The organism is Caproiciproducens sp. CPB-2, from assembly GCF_036287215.1.
In the GTDB taxonomy this organism is placed as follows: domain Bacteria; phylum Bacillota; class Clostridia; order Oscillospirales; family Acutalibacteraceae; genus Caproiciproducens.
Genome location: NZ_CP142860.1, coordinates 441,672 through 461,906, shown reverse-complemented (window position 1 = coordinate 461,906; position 20,235 = coordinate 441,672). Strand labels below are relative to the sequence as shown.

Here is a 20,235-nt window from a genome sequence, read left to right as displayed (position 1 = left end):
CCCTTAGTCTGCGTCCTCAAACATACGCTTTTTCATTTCCTCATCGATGAGGATTACCTGCCAGCTTTCGCCGTTCCCGCGCAGGTTCAAAAGGTTGTTGTCGCAATTGACGTAAATTCGCTTGAAGCTTCGACCATTTGGAAACGAGAGGAAATATGCGTCGAGCGCGGCATTGTCTTTTACAATGTCGCCGGTCATCTCTCGCCATAACACGAGCGTTTTATCTCCACTTGGCACCGTCCCCTCGACTGCCTTGAATTTGTAAGTATTCCCTTCTTTGAGCGCAGCGGAAACGGCGCCGTATTCGCCTGTGGCAAAATCAGCGTCAAAGGATACTAACGCATGGCTTTTTTCAATAGTAAGCCCGATAAGATAATTGAATGTCTCCACAAGATCGATGGTGCGCTCTGCGCTTTCGAGATGGCGTGTTATGTTCATTTTATAACTGAACGGCTTATCGAGCTTTTCGACGTTCAATAAACTGTCGCTGCCCTCCGCCTCAGTATCGAGCATATATGAGAGCATATAGCCTTCCCGCGCCGTACCAAGCAAATCATAATTGCCGCTGCGAAGAACGATATTGTTCAGCGTGTCCTCATAGCTTTCCAGGCGCAGATATTTGAACGCGTGGCTGGAGCCTTTGCGTGAAACTGGCTTTCCGTCTTTCCAGTCCTCGCTGTAAATTACTTTTTCAACGCGCGGACGCGTCACCGTGTCAAAATACTCTCCCATTTCGACAAGAATGTACTTGCGGCGGCCGCCGTCTGCGCGGTTTAAATTGATTACGGCATGAGCTGTCGTGCCGGAACCGGCAAAATAATCTATAATGATTCCGGTTTTATAATTTAGACCGGAAATACTCAGAATATCTTGAACGGTGTATATGGATTTCGGATAATCAAAATTATTGCCGGGCAAAATATCTTTCAATGGTTTGGTTCCCTGTTCCACCGCTGAGTATTTTGCGTCCGCCCAAAATGTCAAGGGCGCGGATCCTTCCGATTCCGGACGAAATTTATAGTAAATTTGAATTCCGCTCTTCTGAACTTTAGCGTAAAACTGTGAATAATCTTTTTTTACATTGTCCCAGCTCCAGCGCCAATTTTTCTCGACTCCGTCGTCTGTAACGGGATATACGATCGCTTCGTTTTGCAAAGCCGGTTCTTTGATTTCCCATAATTCCGTACTTTCATTCCACGTCATATCCGGAACTCTTAATTTTAACGTTTGCTTGTCAACATAGATCGGATACCATTGCCGTTTCCCATCCGCTCTATTTGAATTTGAACCTTCCCGCCTGAAGTTTCTTTGTTCAAATGCGCCTCTTCCGTCGGCTCTATTATATCTCTCCGCCTGTTTTCCCGTCCTTTTCTGTTGTCCTATCATTGACGCTTCGCTCATTTTAAAGATCAAACAATAATCATGCGCCAAAGCCAATCCGCCGTCTCTTGGCCGTCCGGATGGATTGCTCCTGATTGCGATGATACCGGCGTTATTTTTTCTTCCGAAAATAGATTGCAGTAAAGAATATAATTCCTTTAGTTCATATTCATCGATGGCAGTGGCCTGTATGCCGTCATACTTTAACAGTGATTTCCCCGCTTTTATTCGATCATTCATCAATGCAAGCCATGATGAATGTTCATAATTATTTTTATATAGGATTTTACTCGCGTCTGTATTATATGGAGGATCGATGTAGCAGCAGTCTATTTTTTCATGATACTTAAGACGCAGTAGATTTAACGCCTGAAAATTCTCGCTGTGTATCATCAGCCCATCCAGATTTTCATCAAGACCGTCCGTGCCGTCGATCAGCTTTTCCTTGAAAGCGGCGCCGAAGAACGCCGTGTCCAGGACAAGATACGGATTCTCTTTCAGAAATTCCATGGTGAGCGGCTCGGAATAGCCGACCGTCGTCAGATTCTGTTCGATTTCATCGATGGCGAACAGGCGCACCCATTCTTTGCGCTGCGCGTCGTTTTCCGCGATTTCCGGGTAGAATTTTTCCGGAATGCGGTCGAGCGTGATGCAGTAATTCGTCTCGACGACGAATTTTTTCTTCAGATACAGCTTTTTCTCGAAGTCCTCGATCTGGGTGAGAAAATCGATGATTTTCCGCGCGATCTTCCGGATGACTTTCGCTTTGGTCAAGTATTCCTTCGCCTTGGCCTCGTCCTGCTCTTCGATGTCGTCAAGGAACATCACGTCGTTTTTGATATAGAAATCCAGTTCCCGGTCCAGAAATTTTTTCAGGTCCTTATGGATGAAATAGTCGAAAGTGTTGCGCGCCGTATAGCGCGTGAGCTGGCGTTCCAGTTCCGTTTTTCCGTCGCGGATTCCCAGAATCCGTGCAAAGTCGGGATACTGCGTACCGACGGCGCTGAAGGCTTTCACAATGTCGGCGGTATAGTCGGCCTGTTTTCTGTCTCCAGCCTTATATTCCATATAAATGAACAGTTCTCTGCCTGCCGCTTCAAAAGGATTTTCCCGATGAAGTTGAAAAAAACGTTTGTCTTTTGCCTTGTTGTTGTCTTTATCGGTTTCCGCCTCCACCAGCTTGAAATGGATGGTTTCTCCGGTGGCGGTTTTGAATTCGTAGTCTTTAAAATACTCGCTCGTCTTAACGTAATACTGGTCGGCATTCGCCCAGTACAGCTTAACCTCCTCGCCCTCATAGGGAATGGCATACACGCCATCCTTGTAACGGCGCTGTGAAATAAAATCGCCCTCATCATAATAGCGGGAGAAGAAATTTGTCAGGTGGTTATAAACATCCGCTTCAACTGCGCTTATGTCGACGCTTCCGGCAAGAGACTTTTTCTTTTCCTCAAGCTCCGCAACAGCGGCGGCTTTTATTGCGTCGGAAAGAGGCGCGGCTTTTGTGTCCGCAATTTGCTTATCAATGGCGGTGATGTCGGCGGCTGTGTCCAGCCTGGCAAGCTCGCTCAAGCCCGCTGTGATTTGCGCGGGCAGCTCTTCTTCAATAAATCTATTGACCTCGTCACGCTTCATCCGCATAATTCGGTAAATTCCAAAATCAAGGTCTGACTGGTCAAATTGAAACATCTCACGAAGGATGTTCATTAATTTTTTCTGGTTATCGGTCATTTCGCGGTACCTTCCTCTCGGTTAGCTTCGTCAGGGACGAATTCCATAATATCGGATATATCACATTCTAACGCCTTACATATCCGTAGGAGAACTTCAGTATTCACATTCTCGCCCTTGCCGAGCTTGGCAATCGAAGCGGAACTGATGCCCGTCATTTTGCGTAAATCCTGCTTGTTCATTTTCTTGTCGATTAACAACTTCCATAAGTTATTATAATTAAAACGCATGATATCACCTCATATCACTATTCTTGGGATTGCGGCATATCAAATTTACAATCATGTAAAAGCCACACTGTTCTTCGCCGACAACACCTGTGAAGATGATTCGTTTTTTAAGCCTTTATCAATTCCGTGCAGCGGCGTGTCGATGATGCATAATCCGGGATTGTAAACAGCGTTCTCCAACATGAATTTCCGATATGCCAAAACAACAATCGTGTTCAAAATAGAGCAGTAGCCTTTACCCTGTGTAACTGCCTTTGACTGCCTGTTGATTTCCAAATCAAAGGAGCTTTTTGCAAAACATCAGGCGGCGTTATCTTTTCATGCAGACTGAATACTTGACCGCCAATTAAAATTTCCCCATCCTTTACATAAACAGTTGCAATCGGCACTCCCGCCACTTTCTGCTTCTGATCTGATATAAAGGCGGTTTCTGTAGTCTGGAGTTTTATCAACAAGAGGACTTACCAGAGAGGTCTGCGTTGTCCGCGACGAAATTACAAAGCAGGTCATCAATGAATTCCGATGATTGCCTTGCCTGTCCAATATAGGGATACATCATCCTGAAATATTCATCCGGCTTCAAAGGCGACACTCCCTTCTCTGTCAAAAGTCCGAACCAGTCCGTAGCGTTTCGTGGCGAAAACGGTAAATCAGATAGAATTAAATCATCAACGGAGGAGGTCCTTCCCTTGTGTGAAGATGCGGTAAGGACGATTGCGAAATAGCGATACCGTAAATTAAAGATATTATATCACATGATTTCGCAAACATCAATATGTTGTATGCTTTCGCAAACGCATTGAACGCAAAATTGAACCCGTTTCTGTTGAAAAATTAATCTCACAGCCTGAGATGCGCATTAAGGCGGCGGGATACACGGGAAGTTTCAAGCTCTGCTTCTATTTGCTAATCCTTTGTTAAGCACGTCTACCTATCAAAAAACTATTACTCTTTTCAAAATTTGTTCGGTTAACCTGCTGCTATAATAGCTCAAACATACCTTTTTGTCGCTATAAATATTGAAAAGGTTAAATAAATGTTCTTATGATGCAATTTTTATTCTTAGCATTCAAATAAATTATGTAACTCGGATGAAATACGATGATTGGAATATGCTTATAGCGTTTTCTCTCTTAGGGAAAGACTCAAAATATAGGCGCGCAGTATAACCAAAAAACAAATAGAAGTACTATATATAGCTGAAGAAATGGCTCATGATCAAAGATATAAAGCTACGCATAATATATTTTAATTCAACCCTGATAGTAAGAGTCTTTTACGGATATTGAAATTATAGCCATTTACATAGTCTGCTATTAATTCATAATGCCCGTCTCCATTGGTGTCAATAATAATTGCACCTCTCAAATCCAAACCCGACAGAACAATTTTACCGTCTTCCTCGGCAATAAAATAGTTAACAAGATCATTTCCGTCTCCCGCTTCTCCTGTAACGTCGCTAGGGGCCTGCCTATTTTTAGGTAAAGTTGCGGCAAACTTTTTTAGCAACGAAATCTCATTTTCAGAAATTACTGCTTTTTGCTTTGCAGCAATAGCCGAATTTTCTGTAGCAGTATAGCCGTCAGACAATATTTTTTCTGCACTTGTATAATCTTGTTGGGCAATATAGCAATTCGCCAACCCAAGATAATCCGCTTCCTTGCTACCGTCCGTACTTATAGCTTCATTGTAGAAAGCAATTGCATTACTATAATCTTTACTGTTCAGGCTTTTATCGCCTTGTGCCAACTGAGTTGTATACTGCCGCTCCTTAGTCCTTTGGGCGGCTTCATCCCCCGCTTTTTTTTATTATCAATAAGCGCAGTGACCTCTTCCATTTTTGCGTTGAAGGCGGTGTTTTGGGTCTTAGCAAAGCCGGTTTGTAAACATTTCACCGCGCTGTCATAATCTTGTTTGCCGATATAAGCTTCCGCAAGGCCAAGATATGGCGTTGTATCTGTACCTTTCATTTCGATCGCACGGCTAAAAGCAGCAATCGCTGTATCGTATTTCTTATTAGATATGTCATTATTTCCTATACCAATCTGCTCCGTATATGCCTGCTCTTTTTGACAGACCACTATGTAGTTGTAACCATAAATACCTACGGCCACAGCAGATATCCCCGCAACAGTCACCAATACAATTGCAGCTATGCGCAACGTACGGTTTGAACTAAATAAATGTTTCATGCAAAAGTCCCCCTCAATTTGTTCTCTAACACTTTTAAATTCCGTTTTGCTTTCAGTACTTATTAGACGAAGCAGAAAATCATTTGGTTCAATAAAATTAAAAATAAAAGCTTTAATAAATTTTGATGAAGTACAATAAAGTTCACAATTGCTACTGAAATGTATGGCAGAGCCCGATCTCATGCTCAGCATGCTGGAATGGCCGCAAGCAACTGATGGAGGCGGAAGTATCTGGCCTCGTCGGAGCAGTGAAAAACGCACACAATCCAGCCGCAGCGAAGCGGCGTCGATTCATGTAGTGCAGGAGGCTTTCGTTCAAGGCGTATCCACCCGAAAATGGAGAAGCTGGCCCGAAGTCTGGGGATTGAAAACCTCTCCTGCAGTCAGGTCAGTGAGATGGTAAAAGGTCTGAACGAGCACGTACAGGAGTTCCACAGCCATTCTCTTGCGGATTCCCGTTATCCGGTGCTCTGGATAAGACGCCCTGCATGGAAAAAGTCCGTGTGAATGGGCGTGTAGCCAGCATGGCAATTCTAATCGTTTGAGGCATCACCGGGAGGTTCTGGCTGCGGAACCGATACTGGAAGAGTCCAAGGAAAGCTATTCCCAGTCGTTTGAGAGTTTATAACAACGGGGATTGAAGCCGCCGTCTCTGATCATTTCAGATGCCACCAGAGGGCTGATTGCCGAGCATATTTAAAAGTCCTACAATAAAGGAGTAGGCGAATGCACTGAATGAATAAAAAATAAGCAATATACCTGATAAAGTAAGAATAGTTCGTTTTAATGTGCTTTTTAATTTTCCAAACATAATTTTACACCCCATAATAAATTTGAATAGAGTTCCAAATAATTGTATATTAACGGGCTCTTACAATATTTAGACGAGTTGTAACGGTTCATTTTTTTGCATTTCAATATAAGAAAGTCTTTGAATCGGCATGAAATTACCAATTCAAAGACATAATTAACACTATTTAAAATACTGCGATCTGATGTGTCGAATCTCCGTGTGATTTCGCACCGTTTTGAACTGTTATCCTAACTGATGCATGCGAAACCTTACTTCCAACTGAATTATACACGTCAAACATAATGTATGTGGTACCAGATTTTAATCCTGTTACCTTGTAGTTGCCATTTTCCAACTTTTCTACTTTAGCGATGTCGCTGCTTGAAGAATAAACCTTAACTGATTTACTAAAGCCTGTTAACTTAGCACCAATTTCATAGGTTGCTCTCGGCGCAACTACATAACTTGTTGTATCCAGTGTAAGCGTACTTTTAGGCAATGTCGGCGCAACCCCAAGTGATATAAATGGAATATTATACTTAGCTGCATAGGTTTGTGCAGCTGTATTTTCATAGCCACTTATTGTAACGCCGTCGCAGTCTTTAAATACATCATCATCTATAGATGTTACACTGTTTGGAATCATAACACCAGATAGACCCGTACAACCAGAAAACGCCATATAGCCGATGGATGTCACTGTGTTTGGAATCGTAACGGTAGTTAAGCCTGTGCAGCCATAAAACGCTACATTATCAATTTGCTCAACACCACTTGAAATTATGATATTGGTTAAGCCGGAACACCCTTCAAATGCTGCAACGCCAATAGACGTGGTGTTGCCCGGAATTGTAATATTGTTCAAACCTATACATTCAGAAAATGCATTATATCCAAGAGTTGTAACGCTGCTGGGTATATTGATATTGGCTAAATTTGTACACCCTTCAAATGCCCTGCTACCTATGTATGTAACACCGTTGCCAATAGTAGCGCTTTTTAGGCCTTTACAGTCCTCAAAAGCCCAGTCCCCTATTACCTTAACACTATTCGGAATAGTAAGTCCGACTAAACCGTTACTACCGGCAGCAGCCTGACCATCGATTATTGTAACAGTACTAGGTATGTTGAATATCCCCCCCTTTTTGCAAGGATAGCATAACAACATGTTTCTATTTTTAGTATATAAAACGCCATCAACGCTACAATATTCTGTGTTCTTAGAATCCACGCTGATGCTTATTAGGTTGTCACAAGCAGCAAACGAACTATTGTCAATATATTTGACACTACTTGGAATTGAAACGCTGATCAAGCTCCTATTTCCCCCAAAAGCGTTCTGACTGATGAAAAGTACTCCTTGAGGAATCGCAATGTTTCCACCTTTGCCTTTGTATCCTATTACATCATGGTCATTATTAATAGTGAAATCGTTGATTCCTGTCGCAAAAGCACTTGTGCTAAATATAACCCCCATAAGAACAGCTAATATCAGAAAAAGCGAAAGGACTTTATACGTCCTTTTCATAAACCTATCCTCCTAATTATTTATTAATTTGATATACTGTAGTAATATTTTTATCATCGGTTACCGCTATTAAGCCATTCCCAAAGCATTTTACCATTTTATACTCGAACGGGATTAATACTTCATTTTTCATATTGATAATTCCGTAACTATTATGTTCATTTTTTTTAATTACAGCGGTAACTAAATCATAATTACTGTCGAAAGACATAATTCCTGTATAGCCGGCTGGGAATACCGTTTCAAATTTTGTGTTAATCAAGTTTGCAGTTTTATCTGTAGGTGCCCAAGCGATTGCATAACCATCTTTAAAGTCACTAATCATAAGATATTTGCAAGGGACAACTATTTTTCCATTAGAATCCATAATTCCTGTTTTCATTGAGGAATCGTCTCTATATGTGAAATAAGCCTTTGTGCCATCATAGTATATGCAGTTTTCTAAATTCCCCTTCCCTTTTACACTAGGCACCGTACAAACTGTTTTTCCTGAAGAATCCAAAAGAACTTTTCCAGAAATATGATATCCTACAGGGTTGGTTTTGTCCTCCAAATCGGTTAACTTTGTGTACTTACATTGATTTACGTATGTACCGGTACCATTAACACTGCCATATAGTTTTGTTTGTGTGTTGTACACATAAATCTGATCATTCGTATCATTAGTCCCCTGAATGACTATATTCTGCGGCAGAGTGAAGACTTCCTTTCCGGTTTGGTCAAAAACCTTTCCTCCAGAGGTGTAGTCCGGCATTTTTTCATATGCCTCTATATCTGCATCTGTTCCATTATCACCGTATGCTACATCCGAAGCCTTTTCTTTGTCATCATTAAAAACTCCAAGTTGTACAAAAACATTACTACTGTAAAAGTTCAATTGGCCCGAAAGTTCAAACAGTTTAGTTCCCTTCAATTTCCAACTGCTGTCAAGGCCATCATTATTCACTGTGCTATCAGAATGAGTATTGCTTGTAGATGAGGCGTTGGCCGTTGGTGTTGAGAAACTTGCGGCGCTATTAACCTTACCGGAGGTTTCAGTTGGTTTAGAACATGCTGATAAGGTTAACACCATGGCCAAAATAATAATAGCCGATGCAAATTTTTTCATTTTTATACTTCCTCTTATAATTTTAATTCAGAACTTTTGCTCTGATATTACTTAGACGACTCATAAAGTTCACTGGTTCATTTTTATATTAATAAATTTGTTTCCATTAAGGTACATCCCAAACCTTGTTGATAGAAATATTGGTAGAATAAAGTTAGCGTTTCAAAACCGTGTTTCCATTATGATCGTAACACATCGTTCCTCCTGCAGCATCACCCTTTTCTACTGGAACAGTGTATGTTCTTGTTAATGAAGAATTATCTGATAGGGTAATTTTTGCAGTTATAACTATAGTTAAATCTTTTTCAAGCCTTTCTTTTGGCTCATAGCAGACGATATACCCGGATATGAGCTTATCATGCTCCTGATCCATCATGACATGCTCTGCTACATCTTTTTTTAAATTAATCCAATTTTCTTCGCTTAGCTTTTCAAATTTTCCGGCTTTTCCGTTTATTGTTACATTTATAATTTCTGCGCTTATAACCTTTTGTTTTGCATCACTTGTTTGCGCAAAATAATATCCCGAATAACTTGCATATGTAGATCCCCACAGTAGTTGGAGATTAAGAGTATCTTCTTCATCCTTTGAAGAATTCACACTATCTATGATTTCATCACCATCATCGTCAAAAATCTGACTATCACTTTGAATATCGGATATAGAATCCGATGTTCTTGTATCTGCAATTGCATTTACATTGCTCTGCAAACGGTCTGTTAAAATAGTTACAGCTATACAACCAGTAAAAAGAATAGCTACAAGAATTCCAGCAATAATTTTTATTTTCATGCTGACTTGTGAAAGCAGGGAAATATTTGCACTCGTTACGTTAGTCGGTGAATTTGAAAAACTGATAGAGGACTTATTACTGTTTTCAAAAGAATGGTCTTTGCTAATTTTCTTAGTTGAACCTTCAGATATCGTTTCACTATTCGATGAAACTTTTGCATCCGGATTAGTTTTATTATTGGAAATAGCATTTGTATTCGAATCCGTTGCACCCTTTGATGAAACTTTTGTCGATGATGCGCTGCTATCGGAACCGCCGTTTGATGTGTTGCCAATAGAGCCCGGATTTATCTGCTGCATAATATTCTGAATAACCATTCCAGAGGCAGCAGGAGACATGTCGGTTTCGGACGCAATACCTCTGAGAAGTAAGGTAAGCAGTGGAATAGCCGCAGCACTGTACAGTTTAACGCCCTTCTTTTCGTGCTCGTCCACGCCTATTTTAATGAGCTTCCGGGCGGAGAAAAGTCTGGATTTTACCGTACCTTCTGAACACTCCAAAACTTCTGCAATTTTGCTTACCGACATTTCTTCATAATAGAAAAGCATAATAGCAGTGCGCTGGGAATCCGAAAGTGAATTATCAATAATGTCCATTATTAAATGACGAGTTTCCGCTTTATCTAATGAGTTCTGGGGGATAAAGTCATCATCTTTATCTTCAATATTCCCCACAAAAACTTCTTCCTGCTCATCATCCGCAAAAAGAACAGGTTTATTTTTCTTGAGATAGTCCTTACATTTATTGGTGGCTATTTGATGCAGCCATGTTGAAAAAAACTCTGAATTTTCTATTTTGGCAAGATTGTTAAACGCTGAAATATATGTATCTTGCACTACATCAAGGGCATCTTCTTCATTTTTTAACATTTTCAAAGCTAAGAAATAAATACTGTTGTGTGTTTCCTCATAGAGTACGGTAAATGCATTCTGAGTACCTTGCTGCGCCTTGTTTACTAATTCCGCTATTTGCCGCTTTTCCATATCCAGGCCTCTTTTTACAAAATTCCGGTTTCTCCTCCGGTACTTATTAGACGAATTGAAAAAACATTGGGTTCAATATTATTTTAATTTATAATTATTTATCGGTAACTTTGAATGTTAATTAATATTTAGATAATATTTTTAAATTTCCGAACCATACCGGTTGTAGAACCGTCTAACTATCAGGGTCGGAAAGATGGAGGAGGATGCTATGAATGAGAGTGAAACCCATCCTTTAACAAAACTTTTAAAAGAGGTTGAAAAAAAATATCAAATCCCCTCGGAAAAGGCAAAAAAAATTCTAATCGCTATTCTAAGCAAACTAAAAATAAAGGTTTAAGGAGATTTATTATGCTGGCTTTCATTATTTATCCACTATCTATAATATGCTTGATAGAGCAATTACTTTGAAGATGCGTAAATTACACATGTGGTTTGTCGATTCCGACATAATTTCGTTTGACGGCAGGGCGTATCAAGGAAAATAGTTTGGTCAGACCTGACCTTAGGCCGCATTATCATGTTTTTGATTTATGGCCACGACCAATTCTCATTGTAATTAAGGTGGATAACGTATTGCCATTGATTAAAATCTAAAATTTAAATCGAGACGTCTTATATAACAAAGCAGATGCTGTTATGTTATACGAAGACGTTTTTTGCTTATCAAAGGCTATCTGTGAGGAAAACTTTCTCACAGCCTCGCCAGTGTGATAAGGCAACAAAAAAGAGCGCTGTTACGGAATTTCATCCCATAACACAGCGCCCCGACAGACAAGTGCAAGAAAGCACTACCCCTGTACAAAATCTGTTTCAGGAAGTATAATATAGTTGCATTGCACGGATATTCCGTTGCGTATGGAGGGCCAATCTGCTTATTGCAGCATTTGCAGCCATCCTCTGAAAACAGCATATGCTGAAAAAAGCTAGTAAAATTCAGGATTTCTACGAATCCACCCTCGACATCAATACCACGCACTCCACATGCAACGAGGTCATGAGCTTAATGTCCTATATGTATTTTACCAAATTTTAGGACAAGAAAATAAGTCGCCGCTGTATTTTACGTTTTGTGTATACACGGGAATAAGTCCATGGTCAGAAGTTGAGTGAACGAGATTGATGTTTTTCCGTGTATAAAATGCAACGAGGTCATGAGTTTAATGTCTTATATATATTTTACCAAATTTTAGGAAAAGAAAATAAGTCATCGCTGTATTTTTTCTTTTGTATATACACGGGAATAAGTCCATGGTCAGAGGTCGAGTAAACGAGATTGATGTCATTTCCGGCATAAAATGCAACGAGGTCATGGGGTTAATGTCGGGGGTGTGCTTAACAATTTTTCCGTGCAAGGGAATAGAACAATGATATTTTTAAAGCGTTGTCTGTTCGTTGAAATATGTCCACAGAAATCATGTTTGCCTTTTCTCGGAAAGCAGTTTTCTGATCAGCATATACATTAGTAATCACCAAAATAGCGTTTATAGCCTTGAAATTCAGCAGCATTCAATATGTCAAGTTTACCATCTGTTTCTTTGGAAATTAATGACCTACATTTACCGATTCGCGCCAACATAGGTGAAACGACGGTATCTGTTTGAGCTATGTAAGTACGTATATCTTCTGTGCAGGTTGGTATTTTATATCCATGTGAACTACTTGCAATAAGGACGTCTTCATCGCGCAACTTTGCCACTATCCTCCGATATAGAAAGTCTCTCGTTACTTTTGTTTCCGAAAGATCAGATAATTCTTGTACTATTTTCCCTGCATAAATGTATTGAGATTCACCGAAGTTTTCTGCACTGAAGAGCAATAACCGCAAAAATAATGAGCGAAGACGCACTTCCTCAGAAAGATCATTCCTATTTTGTTCAATATAATTTATAGCGCGTTTATGTGCGAGATTGTATATCTGTGCGTCATAATATGAATCATCCCCCATTTTCTCGGATTTCGGGGTAAAAACTTTTGGAAAGCGGATAACGTCTCTTATACGGCTCTGAAAAAGCTTGAGCGCATCAGGTGCGTTAGTATCAATAATATGTTGCATTACTGATCCTGCTATTATATCAGCGATCTGAACTATATTGCTATTCTTGCTATCTACATAATCAAAATCATAGTCATCAAAAAGATTAAGAGCCGGTCGATTGGTACGAATGTATTGTCTATACCCTTTCTGAAATTCAGATGTTCCATACTCGTCTTCTACAATTTTTAGCTTTGGATAAGCACAGTACATGGAATCATATAGCAGCCGATGCAAATATTTCACAAAGGTCCCTTTGTATTTGGTAAGCGGAGAGTTTTCATGAAATGCTTGTTTGTCTGCAATAAGTATAATTAATGAAAAATCCAACATTAAAAGCTCTGTTAATATATTGATTCGTCGGTGATGATTATTACTTATAGAGCTGGATTTCATTTCGCTGCCGCCAAATTTATTTCTTTGTATTTCTTCAATCTTTTGTTCTATCCCACCGATATCTTTATTATTTACAATTACAGCACAAACAACATAGTGCGTTGATACACCCTCTTTGCAAAAATCGAATCCAAAGCTGCCACACTCATCAATGAACGCTGACCGTCCAGGGAGTTTAGAAATATTCTCCAAATACGATAGGTCATCGAAACTTATTTGATAAGAATCCAAACCACATCACCCCCGTATCATAAATAGACAGCCATGAATTGTAGCCGGTAATCGATAATGTTATGTCAGATCATTGTTTGGATTCTCGGCTGCTTCTATCTCTTTGAATGTTCTACCGTCCTTGGTTTTCCATTCAACGTTTCCATTGGTTGGTGCACCAAGGACAAAAGCCGAAGCGCCCGATGGCGTTCTAAAGAGAATATCCTTTTGTAAAACGCCGTTCTCGTCTATATACCCCTTATTGTCCTCGCGGGCGGATTTAACATAGTCCGGGCAACTCGGCACGGTATCTTTGCGGATAGAGCTTCCAATAAGCACCACTAACCCCTCGCTCGTGAGTTTTGCCTGCGCATTTGCGCCGCTACGCTTGATATAGAATACTTGATCTGCTGGTGTATCCATTAAAGTCGATGAGGCGGATTGGGAGAGAGGCTCAAAGACCTTATGGCCAAGAGTCCCCATGACAATTTTGGCATAGTCTATAAATTCCTCCAACTCACTTTCTTTTTCCTCAGTGATATTTCCCGGCGTCGGGTCGTTTCCGTTTTTTTACCTGATATCGCCTTGCAGCAATCGCCATATTAGTAAAGCGGTTTTCAAGGTAGCTGATCTCCGTGGGACCAAAAGAGTTATTAGAGGTGGTAAAAACAACCGCCTCCGTCCAGTAATCTTTATCAGGGTTACGCTTATGCTCTTGAAGACGATATAGAAGACCTTCACCATTTTTCCGAACTCCAGCTTGACCTATATAGACCACGGCTTCGCCAGTTTGGTCAGACATTCCAAAAAGGAAGTACACGCCACTTTGAGAAAGGTCATCACGCCCTTTGCATTTATCTAAATCCGTGCGTGGAATTCTATATGATATACCGGTCCAGTTGGCAAGAGTACATTTGATGCGGCCCGTTGCTTCGCCATCCATTAAAAACAGATTAATGCTTTTCCCTCTTTTTCCCATGCTTTTATCCCCTCACTGATTTGCTTAACATCAACTGCTATTTTATCCTTGTACAAGTTCCCATAGCTTATCGTAGCTGTCGACCACGTCATAAACCACTTTATCTCCACTGATAGCACGGAAATGTTCTCGGGCGCAGTGGGCCTTAGCTTTTTCAATGTCGCGCAGTTCCAAAGAGGACATATCGCCTTTCGTTTCGGCAACAAAATAGATGTGTTTTACCTTGCCCTCGTAGAACGCAATCGCCCAGTCGGGGTTGTACTTGCCAACGGGAGTGCTGATATAAAAGCCCCGTGGCAGTTTCACATAGACCTCAACCTCTTGGCTGTGGGCTTCAAGTTCAGTAGCAAAATTTCGCTCGTTGGCAGAGTCATAAATGACGTAGTCATACAGATTCCGCTTGGTTTCAATAGCGTTTATTCCTAAAGCACCCTTATTCAGATCCGGCTCTGTAAAAATATCTGTGCTGAAAGCTTCGGTCAGCTTATTATAGGTAATGTGTTCAATAATGGCCGTAGCTTTCTGCTCGTTTATAAGGTTTGCAGCGCGTATAATAAATTCTTCGGGGTTGTTGCCAAACTGGTCAAAAACCATTTTGTCAATGCCGGTTAGGATTGCGACTACGGCTTGCCGTGTCAGACCTGTTTCACCCACGATTTTACCAACGAGGTCGTAGCGAACCGAACGACTCGCTTTCATTGTTGTGTAGGGTGACGCCTCTTCACGAACTGTATCGGCGCGGACAAAGCCTTCTCCTGAAAGAAGCTGATCTTTGGATTCAATGGTCTTCACCTGTTCGCCTTGCTCGACCTTAAAATAAATTTTCGGTATACGCAGCCGCTTGTTTAGCTCAACAATCGATTTCTTTACCAGTTCCGCTTCATCGAAACTGACAATGTAGTAGCTTCTACCGTTGATACGCGACCATAATTTTTGAAAAGCCTTGCTGTTTAGCTTTTCCTTATCGAGGGTAATTTCTACATTATTTTTGCGGGCGTTTTCCGGCTTGTTGGCATTCGGATCATAAACGGAATCCAACACTGCGATAATATCAGCTGCTTTGCCCTCCGCTTCTTCCGGCACTTTAAGAGTGCCGCTTTTCTTTGCTTCATAATACTTTTCAGTGAGTTCGCCACGCTTCACATAGCCGTTTTCAATCAAGCTCTCGTGAATTACCGTAGCGATGTCCTCACCAAATTTCTCGACGAACAGCTTCGCTTCGACCTTGTGCGGGCGGTCGGCGACCGCCTCGGCAATTTCGCTTTGCAGTCCTCGAGCGAAGCTCTCGTAACTTTCGTTTGCGATCACCGTCAACACATTAATTTTCTGGACTTCATCGGGTGCGAGGACGTTTTCGTCCATACGCTCACCATTCTGGTTGACGGCCAATCGCAGGCCACGCCCAACTTCCTGACGTTTGCGTACATCGCTGCTGCTTTGTTTCAATGTGCAAATCTGAAAAACATTTGGGTTGTCCCAGCCCTCGCGAAGTGCGGAATGGCTGAAGATAAAGCGTACCGGTTCATGAAAATCCAGAAGGCGCTCTTTATCTTTCATGATCAAATCATAGGCATCCGCATCGTCAGAGGTGCGCTCTTTTCTGTCTCCCAGTTTGCTGTCAATTATGCGGCCGCTCTTTCTATCAATAGAAAAATAGCCCGCGTGTGTGTTTTCGGCGGGAATGTTGTCAAGATATTTGAGATACTCCGGTGAATCCCCAAGCTGGAGCTGCATGCTGCCAACAATATTCCGATATTCTTCCTCGAACACTTGCGCGTAAACACCGCCCACGGCGTTGCCGTGCGCGTCATACTGCTTGTACTTCGCCACTTCGTCGATGAAGAACAGCGAAAGGACTTTTATGCCTTTGGAGAACAACTGCCTCTCCCGCTCAATGTGGGAGAGGATGGTTTCCCTTATCTGAATGCGGCGCAGCTGCTCCTCGCTGACAGAACCAATGACATCGCCGGCAAACAGTTTGATACCGTTCGTAAATTCAACGGAGGAATCCCGCCCGTCAATCCGCAAAACTGTGTATCCATTTTTATATTCGGCCAGTTCACCGGAGTTGTCATATAAATTATAGCCTTCTCCAACCGTGCGCGTCGCCTTGCGGACGCCGGATTTCCCCGCAATATCAAACTCAAGCGTCGCTGTAGGGTTGCCTTTGGAGAGGTTAATGCTCTGAATATAGACATACCCTTCCGTAGCGGTGCTGCCTGAAACAGAGATGCCCTTGACGGCAATCTTTTTTACCAGCCGCTTGTTGTAAGCCTCCAGCGCATCCAGTCGGTAAATCATATTGTAAATACTGTCCGCACGATGGGTCGCAGAATAGCGGAGCGTCATCAGCGGAGTGAATTCTTTCAATCGCTCTTTTGTAACTTTTCCCTCTACCGACTGCGGTTCGTCGATAATCATGATCGGGTTTGTCTTTGCCAAAATATCAATTGGGCGGCGGGAACGGAATTCGTCCAGCTTCATATAAATGCGCCGCGCGTCCTTACCCCGGGCATTGAATGCCTGGCTGTTGATAATCATCACATTAAGTGCGCTGTCGGAGGCGAAGCGGTCAATCTCGGTCAGCTGCGCCGAATTGTAGACGAAGTAACGGATTTTCTTTCCGTAGTCCTCGGCGAAATGCTCCTCGGTCACTTGAAAGGATTTATACACGCCTTCACGGATGGCGACGCTTGGTACCACCACGATAAACTTGCTCCAACCATAACGCTTGTTGAGTTCGTACATGGTTTTGATGTAGGTATAGGTTTTGCCCACGCCGGTTTCCATTTCAATGGTCAGATTATATCGCCCCTCCAGCTTGTCGGACGGCTTGATCTGCCCGGTGCGTTGAATGGCTCGGATGTTCTCCAAAATTTTATCATCGCTGACTGTTACCGGTGCGTTGTTGAAGCCGGTAAATTTTTGCGTATCCTCAAAGCTTTGTTGCCCTAACCCTGGATCTATCATATAGGTCGGCGCGTGGAACAGCTGCCCTGCAAACACATCGCAAACCGCTTTTGCCGCGTCCGCCTGAAATTTCTGGTGTCGGAACTGGAGTTTCATGATTGATTACTCCTCCCATTCCACTTGAACGATAAATTGGATACCCCTATTTCATCATCGAGTATGCTCAGGATACGGCTGGAGAAATTATGATCCGGTTCTCCACCGTTCGGATCATACATATCCGTCTTGCCTTGTTCCCACTTTTGGCATACATATTGAGTTGCTTGTCGATACCATATATTTCCGTTCTCGTTAAGCTTTAAAGCACCGCTTTTTATGTCCGCATTCACAGTTTTTTCGTCAATTCCGCTTGCGTTAACAAGCACTCGTTTGGGAATGTATAAGCTATTACTTTCAGACATTTTTTCACCCCCTATATCACTTTGACGGTGGTATTCGGCGCGAGAAGCTTGAAAATCTCGAACACGTTGATTTTTTCGGGCGAACTCGTGAAGCCGCTATCGCGGAAGACGGCGCGCAGGGGCTTGCGGCTCGCAATTTCGCGCACGGCTTTTTCACTGATATGCTCGTCAAAGCAGGCGATCAGATCGCCGCCGTTGTAGGTATGAACGGTGAAACCGTCAATCTTCTCGTGGGTGTGCGGCATGGAAAGCGGCAGACCCCAGTCGAGCAGGCAGCCGAACAGCAGATCCATATCGGTGCGTTCGGGTTTGATATTGCTTTCCATCATAGAAAGCATATCCTGCGTATAGTCGCCGGCGGCATAGTACACGTCGTTCATGTTCGTGTCGTCGAGTTTCAGCACGCGAAAGCCGATGTCGGGCACTTGCTTTGGTTCTTCGCCAATTTTTTGCTGTGCATTCGCATTTTCAATCTCCGCCTTAATTTTGTCCCCGGCGCGGCGGATGCGCTCCTTGCCGATTTCGCAGATATTTTTGTAACCCGCTTTGGCGGCTTCCGAACCCTCGGCGCAAACTTCCGGCAGCTGCACCATAATAAACTTGCGCTTTCCGCCATCCTCAGCGTTCAACTTCATAACGGCATCGGCTGTTGATGAAGAGCCTGAAAAATAGTCAATAACTATAGCGTCAGGATTGTTGGCCATCACAAGCATACGTTTAATGAGTTTTGTTGGTTTCGGAGTATCGAAAGGCGCAGTCCCAAATAACTTTTTAAGTTCGCCTATCGCATCGCGTGTACTTCCAACATCTTTTGCGAACCATATGCTTTCGGGAGTTCTTCCCTCTAAGTTTTTTAGGTAGATTTTTCTGATGATTCTCGTTTCATCTGCACTAAAAATAATTTCTCCGGTTGCTATTTTCTCATCAACAGTTTTCTTGCTCCATCTCCATCCGTTTTCGCAGGGCTTAATCACTTTGCCCGAAGGGGAGATGATATCATATATCAAGTTCGGACGATAGAGTGCATTGCGAACATCACCACTGCGCCATACGCCATTTGGGTCATTGTCAGGGTTACTATACGCTTTATTATCTTCATCGGTGCGTTCAAATGAGCCAAGCTCATAATTCGCAGATTTTTGATAACATAATATATGGTTATGGTGAATTGACATAGTACCTGTATAACCTTTCGGCTGAATGCTATGTTGCCAAACGATCCACCCAACGAAGTTAGAAGCGCCGAAAACTTCATCACACATATGGCGAAGATTAGCTATCTCTGTGTCATCAAGAGATATGAAAATAATCCCATCGTCTTTGAGCAAATTTCTAGAAAGAACTAAACGCGGGTACAACATAGAACACCAGTCACTATGGAAGCGCCCATTAGTTTCTGTGTTGCGGAACAGACGGTCGCCGTCCTCGTCATAAACGCCCGCCTCCTCATCATATTCCTCGCGGTTCTGCGCGAAGTCATCACGGTAAATAAAGTCGCTGCCCGTGTTATACGGCGGGTCTATGAAAATCATTCCGGCCTTGCCCAAATAGCTCTCCTGCAAAAGTTTCAGCACATCAAGGTTATCGCCCTCTATGTAAAGGTTTTCGGTTGTATCCCAATCACGACTGCCGCTGCTGCAGTAGGGTTTTCCCGTACTGTCCGCACCCGTGGGGGTGGTTTCATCCTTCACAACCGGACGCAGCGTCTTGCGGATAGGCCGTCCCGCCTCGGCAATGGCGGCGCGCTTGCCTACCCAGGTGAATTCATAGGCTTCATCTTTGAATATTTCCTCGCCCACATACGAGCGCAGGAGGTCTACATTTACCTTGCCCTCTGCCACTACGCCGGGGAACAGCTCGGAGAGCTTTTTAAGATTTTCGGCGGTGAGGTTTGGAGTTTGAAATTTCATTTTGTCGGGCATAAATTTTTTCCTCCTTATAGTGGAAGTTTGTCAATTATCGGCTGCGCTAACTGCCATACAGTCGTGGCGTAACCGGCTAACTTCGCAAGGGTTTCTGCGTCCTTGATTGTTTGCGTTATCCTGCTCATTACCCTGGTATAGACAGACTTAGCCTCGCCCTTACTCTTGGCTTTGGCTATAGTTAAAACTTCAGCGATAATTGAGATAATCTCATCTTGCTGTTCATTGCTCTTACTGATAAGGTCAACAAGCGTATAAAGATTCGCCGTATTTTGTTCGATGGCGCGAAGGCTCCGGATAGTTTCTTGCCGATAAGCCTCCTCGTTAGCTTCCTTGCGTTCACGTTCCGCTTGGACAGCATCCATTGCACTCTGAATAGCTTGCGTTTGTTGCTGCGCAAAACTTAAATCAAGCTGTGGTTTTGCCAATTTAGAAAAATCAATGTTTGGCACATTTATAGGTTTAAAATTATCGCTCATGCCAGTACCTCCAATTCTGCCTACAACTGTTTCATCTCGCCGTACAGTTCGATTTGGAGATTAAATTGCTTCTTGTTCACAACTTGTCCTCCAAAACGGCAATA

General features: G+C 42.5%; 17 protein-coding genes. 2 read left to right on the top strand and 15 right to left on the bottom strand.

What is annotated here, in order from left to right; all coding sequences use genetic code 11:
- Positions 1 to 3: 3 nt before the first annotated feature.
- The 5 genes from VXK30_RS02235 to VXK30_RS02215 all read right to left on the bottom strand — a co-directional run bounded on the left by VXK30_RS02235 (position 4) and on the right by VXK30_RS02215 (position 5,533).
- The gene (locus tag VXK30_RS02235; protein WP_275717294.1) at positions 4 to 3,111 is read right to left on the bottom strand and encodes a site-specific DNA-methyltransferase; all 3,108 of its coding nucleotides are present in this window, start codon (positions 3,109 to 3,111) and stop codon (positions 4 to 6) included.
- Positions 3,108 to 3,341 (bottom strand): helix-turn-helix domain-containing protein, encoded by a 234-nt coding sequence (locus VXK30_RS02230; protein WP_275717296.1) that lies wholly within the window; start codon positions 3,339 to 3,341, stop codon positions 3,108 to 3,110. Before VXK30_RS02230 ends, VXK30_RS02235 begins: the two co-directional genes overlap by 4 nt.
- Before the next feature lie 215 nt (positions 3,342 to 3,556).
- Positions 3,557 to 3,796 carry a hypothetical protein gene (locus VXK30_RS02225; RefSeq protein WP_275717298.1) on the bottom strand — a complete coding sequence of 80 codons (240 nt, stop codon included), beginning with the start codon at positions 3,794 to 3,796 and terminating at the stop codon, positions 3,557 to 3,559.
- A gap of 793 nt (positions 3,797 to 4,589) precedes the next feature.
- A complete protein-coding gene (locus tag VXK30_RS02220; RefSeq protein WP_275717300.1) occupies positions 4,590 to 5,090 on the bottom strand; it encodes a tetratricopeptide repeat protein in 501 nt (166 codons plus the stop codon).
- Complete coding sequence (locus tag VXK30_RS02215) at positions 5,066 to 5,533, bottom strand: tetratricopeptide repeat protein (RefSeq protein WP_275717302.1); 468 nt, start codon at positions 5,531 to 5,533, stop codon at positions 5,066 to 5,068. Before VXK30_RS02215 ends, VXK30_RS02220 begins: the two co-directional genes overlap by 25 nt.
- Positions 5,534 to 5,869: 336 nt before the next feature.
- Here VXK30_RS02215 and VXK30_RS02210 point away from each other — a divergent pair, with 336 nt between their 5' ends.
- Positions 5,870 to 6,040 carry a transposase gene (locus VXK30_RS02210; protein ID WP_442868013.1) on the top strand — a complete coding sequence of 57 codons (171 nt, stop codon included), beginning with the start codon at positions 5,870 to 5,872 and terminating at the stop codon, positions 6,038 to 6,040.
- A gap of 470 nt (positions 6,041 to 6,510) precedes the next feature.
- Here the strand turns inward: VXK30_RS02210 and VXK30_RS02205 are convergent, their stop codons facing one another.
- The 3 genes from VXK30_RS02205 to VXK30_RS02195 form a co-directional block, all read right to left on the bottom strand.
- Positions 6,511 to 7,854, bottom strand: coding sequence for a leucine-rich repeat domain-containing protein (locus VXK30_RS02205; protein ID WP_275717304.1), 1,344 nt, complete (start codon positions 7,852 to 7,854; stop codon positions 6,511 to 6,513).
- Between the two features lie 16 nt (positions 7,855 to 7,870).
- Positions 7,871 to 8,962 (bottom strand): WG repeat-containing protein, encoded by a 1,092-nt coding sequence (locus VXK30_RS02200; protein WP_275717306.1) that lies wholly within the window; start codon positions 8,960 to 8,962, stop codon positions 7,871 to 7,873.
- 154 nt (positions 8,963 to 9,116) lie between these two features.
- Positions 9,117 to 10,739, bottom strand: a complete 1,623-nt coding sequence (locus VXK30_RS02195; RefSeq protein ID WP_275717308.1) for an RNA polymerase sigma factor — start codon at positions 10,737 to 10,739, stop codon at positions 9,117 to 9,119.
- Positions 10,740 to 10,950: 211 nt separating this feature from the next.
- On the opposite strand from VXK30_RS02195, the gene VXK30_RS02190 reads away from it, so the two are divergent.
- Entirely contained in the window at positions 10,951 to 11,079 is a 129-nt protein-coding gene (locus VXK30_RS02190) for a hypothetical protein (RefSeq protein WP_275717310.1), read from the top strand.
- Between the two features lie 1,122 nt (positions 11,080 to 12,201).
- Here VXK30_RS02190 and VXK30_RS02185 read toward each other — a convergent pair.
- The 7 genes from VXK30_RS02185 to VXK30_RS02160 are packed head-to-tail and all read right to left on the bottom strand — an operon-like array spanning position 12,202 to position 20,131.
- Positions 12,202 to 13,401, bottom strand: coding sequence for a DUF3800 domain-containing protein (locus VXK30_RS02185; RefSeq protein WP_275717313.1), 1,200 nt, complete (start codon positions 13,399 to 13,401; stop codon positions 12,202 to 12,204).
- 60 nt (positions 13,402 to 13,461) lie between these two features.
- Positions 13,462 to 13,896 carry a DUF4357 domain-containing protein gene (locus tag VXK30_RS17160; protein WP_442868014.1) on the bottom strand — a complete coding sequence of 145 codons (435 nt, stop codon included), beginning with the start codon at positions 13,894 to 13,896 and terminating at the stop codon, positions 13,462 to 13,464.
- A gap of 16 nt (positions 13,897 to 13,912) precedes the next feature.
- Entirely contained in the window at positions 13,913 to 14,359 is a 447-nt protein-coding gene (locus tag VXK30_RS17155) for a GIY-YIG nuclease family protein (RefSeq protein ID WP_442868015.1), read from the bottom strand.
- Between the two features lie 42 nt (positions 14,360 to 14,401).
- Entirely contained in the window at positions 14,402 to 17,425 is a 3,024-nt protein-coding gene (locus VXK30_RS02175) for a type III restriction-modification system endonuclease (protein WP_275717315.1), read from the bottom strand.
- A complete protein-coding gene (locus VXK30_RS02170; RefSeq protein ID WP_275717317.1) occupies positions 17,422 to 17,730 on the bottom strand; it encodes a hypothetical protein in 309 nt (102 codons plus the stop codon). The genes VXK30_RS02175 and VXK30_RS02170 overlap by 4 nt, the downstream gene beginning before the upstream one ends.
- A gap of 11 nt (positions 17,731 to 17,741) precedes the next feature.
- Positions 17,742 to 19,652, bottom strand: a complete 1,911-nt coding sequence (locus tag VXK30_RS02165) for a site-specific DNA-methyltransferase (protein WP_275717319.1) — start codon at positions 19,650 to 19,652, stop codon at positions 17,742 to 17,744.
- Between the two features lie 14 nt (positions 19,653 to 19,666).
- Positions 19,667 to 20,131 carry a hypothetical protein gene (locus VXK30_RS02160; protein ID WP_275717321.1) on the bottom strand — a complete coding sequence of 155 codons (465 nt, stop codon included), beginning with the start codon at positions 20,129 to 20,131 and terminating at the stop codon, positions 19,667 to 19,669.
- Between the last annotated feature and the right edge of the window lie 104 nt (positions 20,132 to 20,235).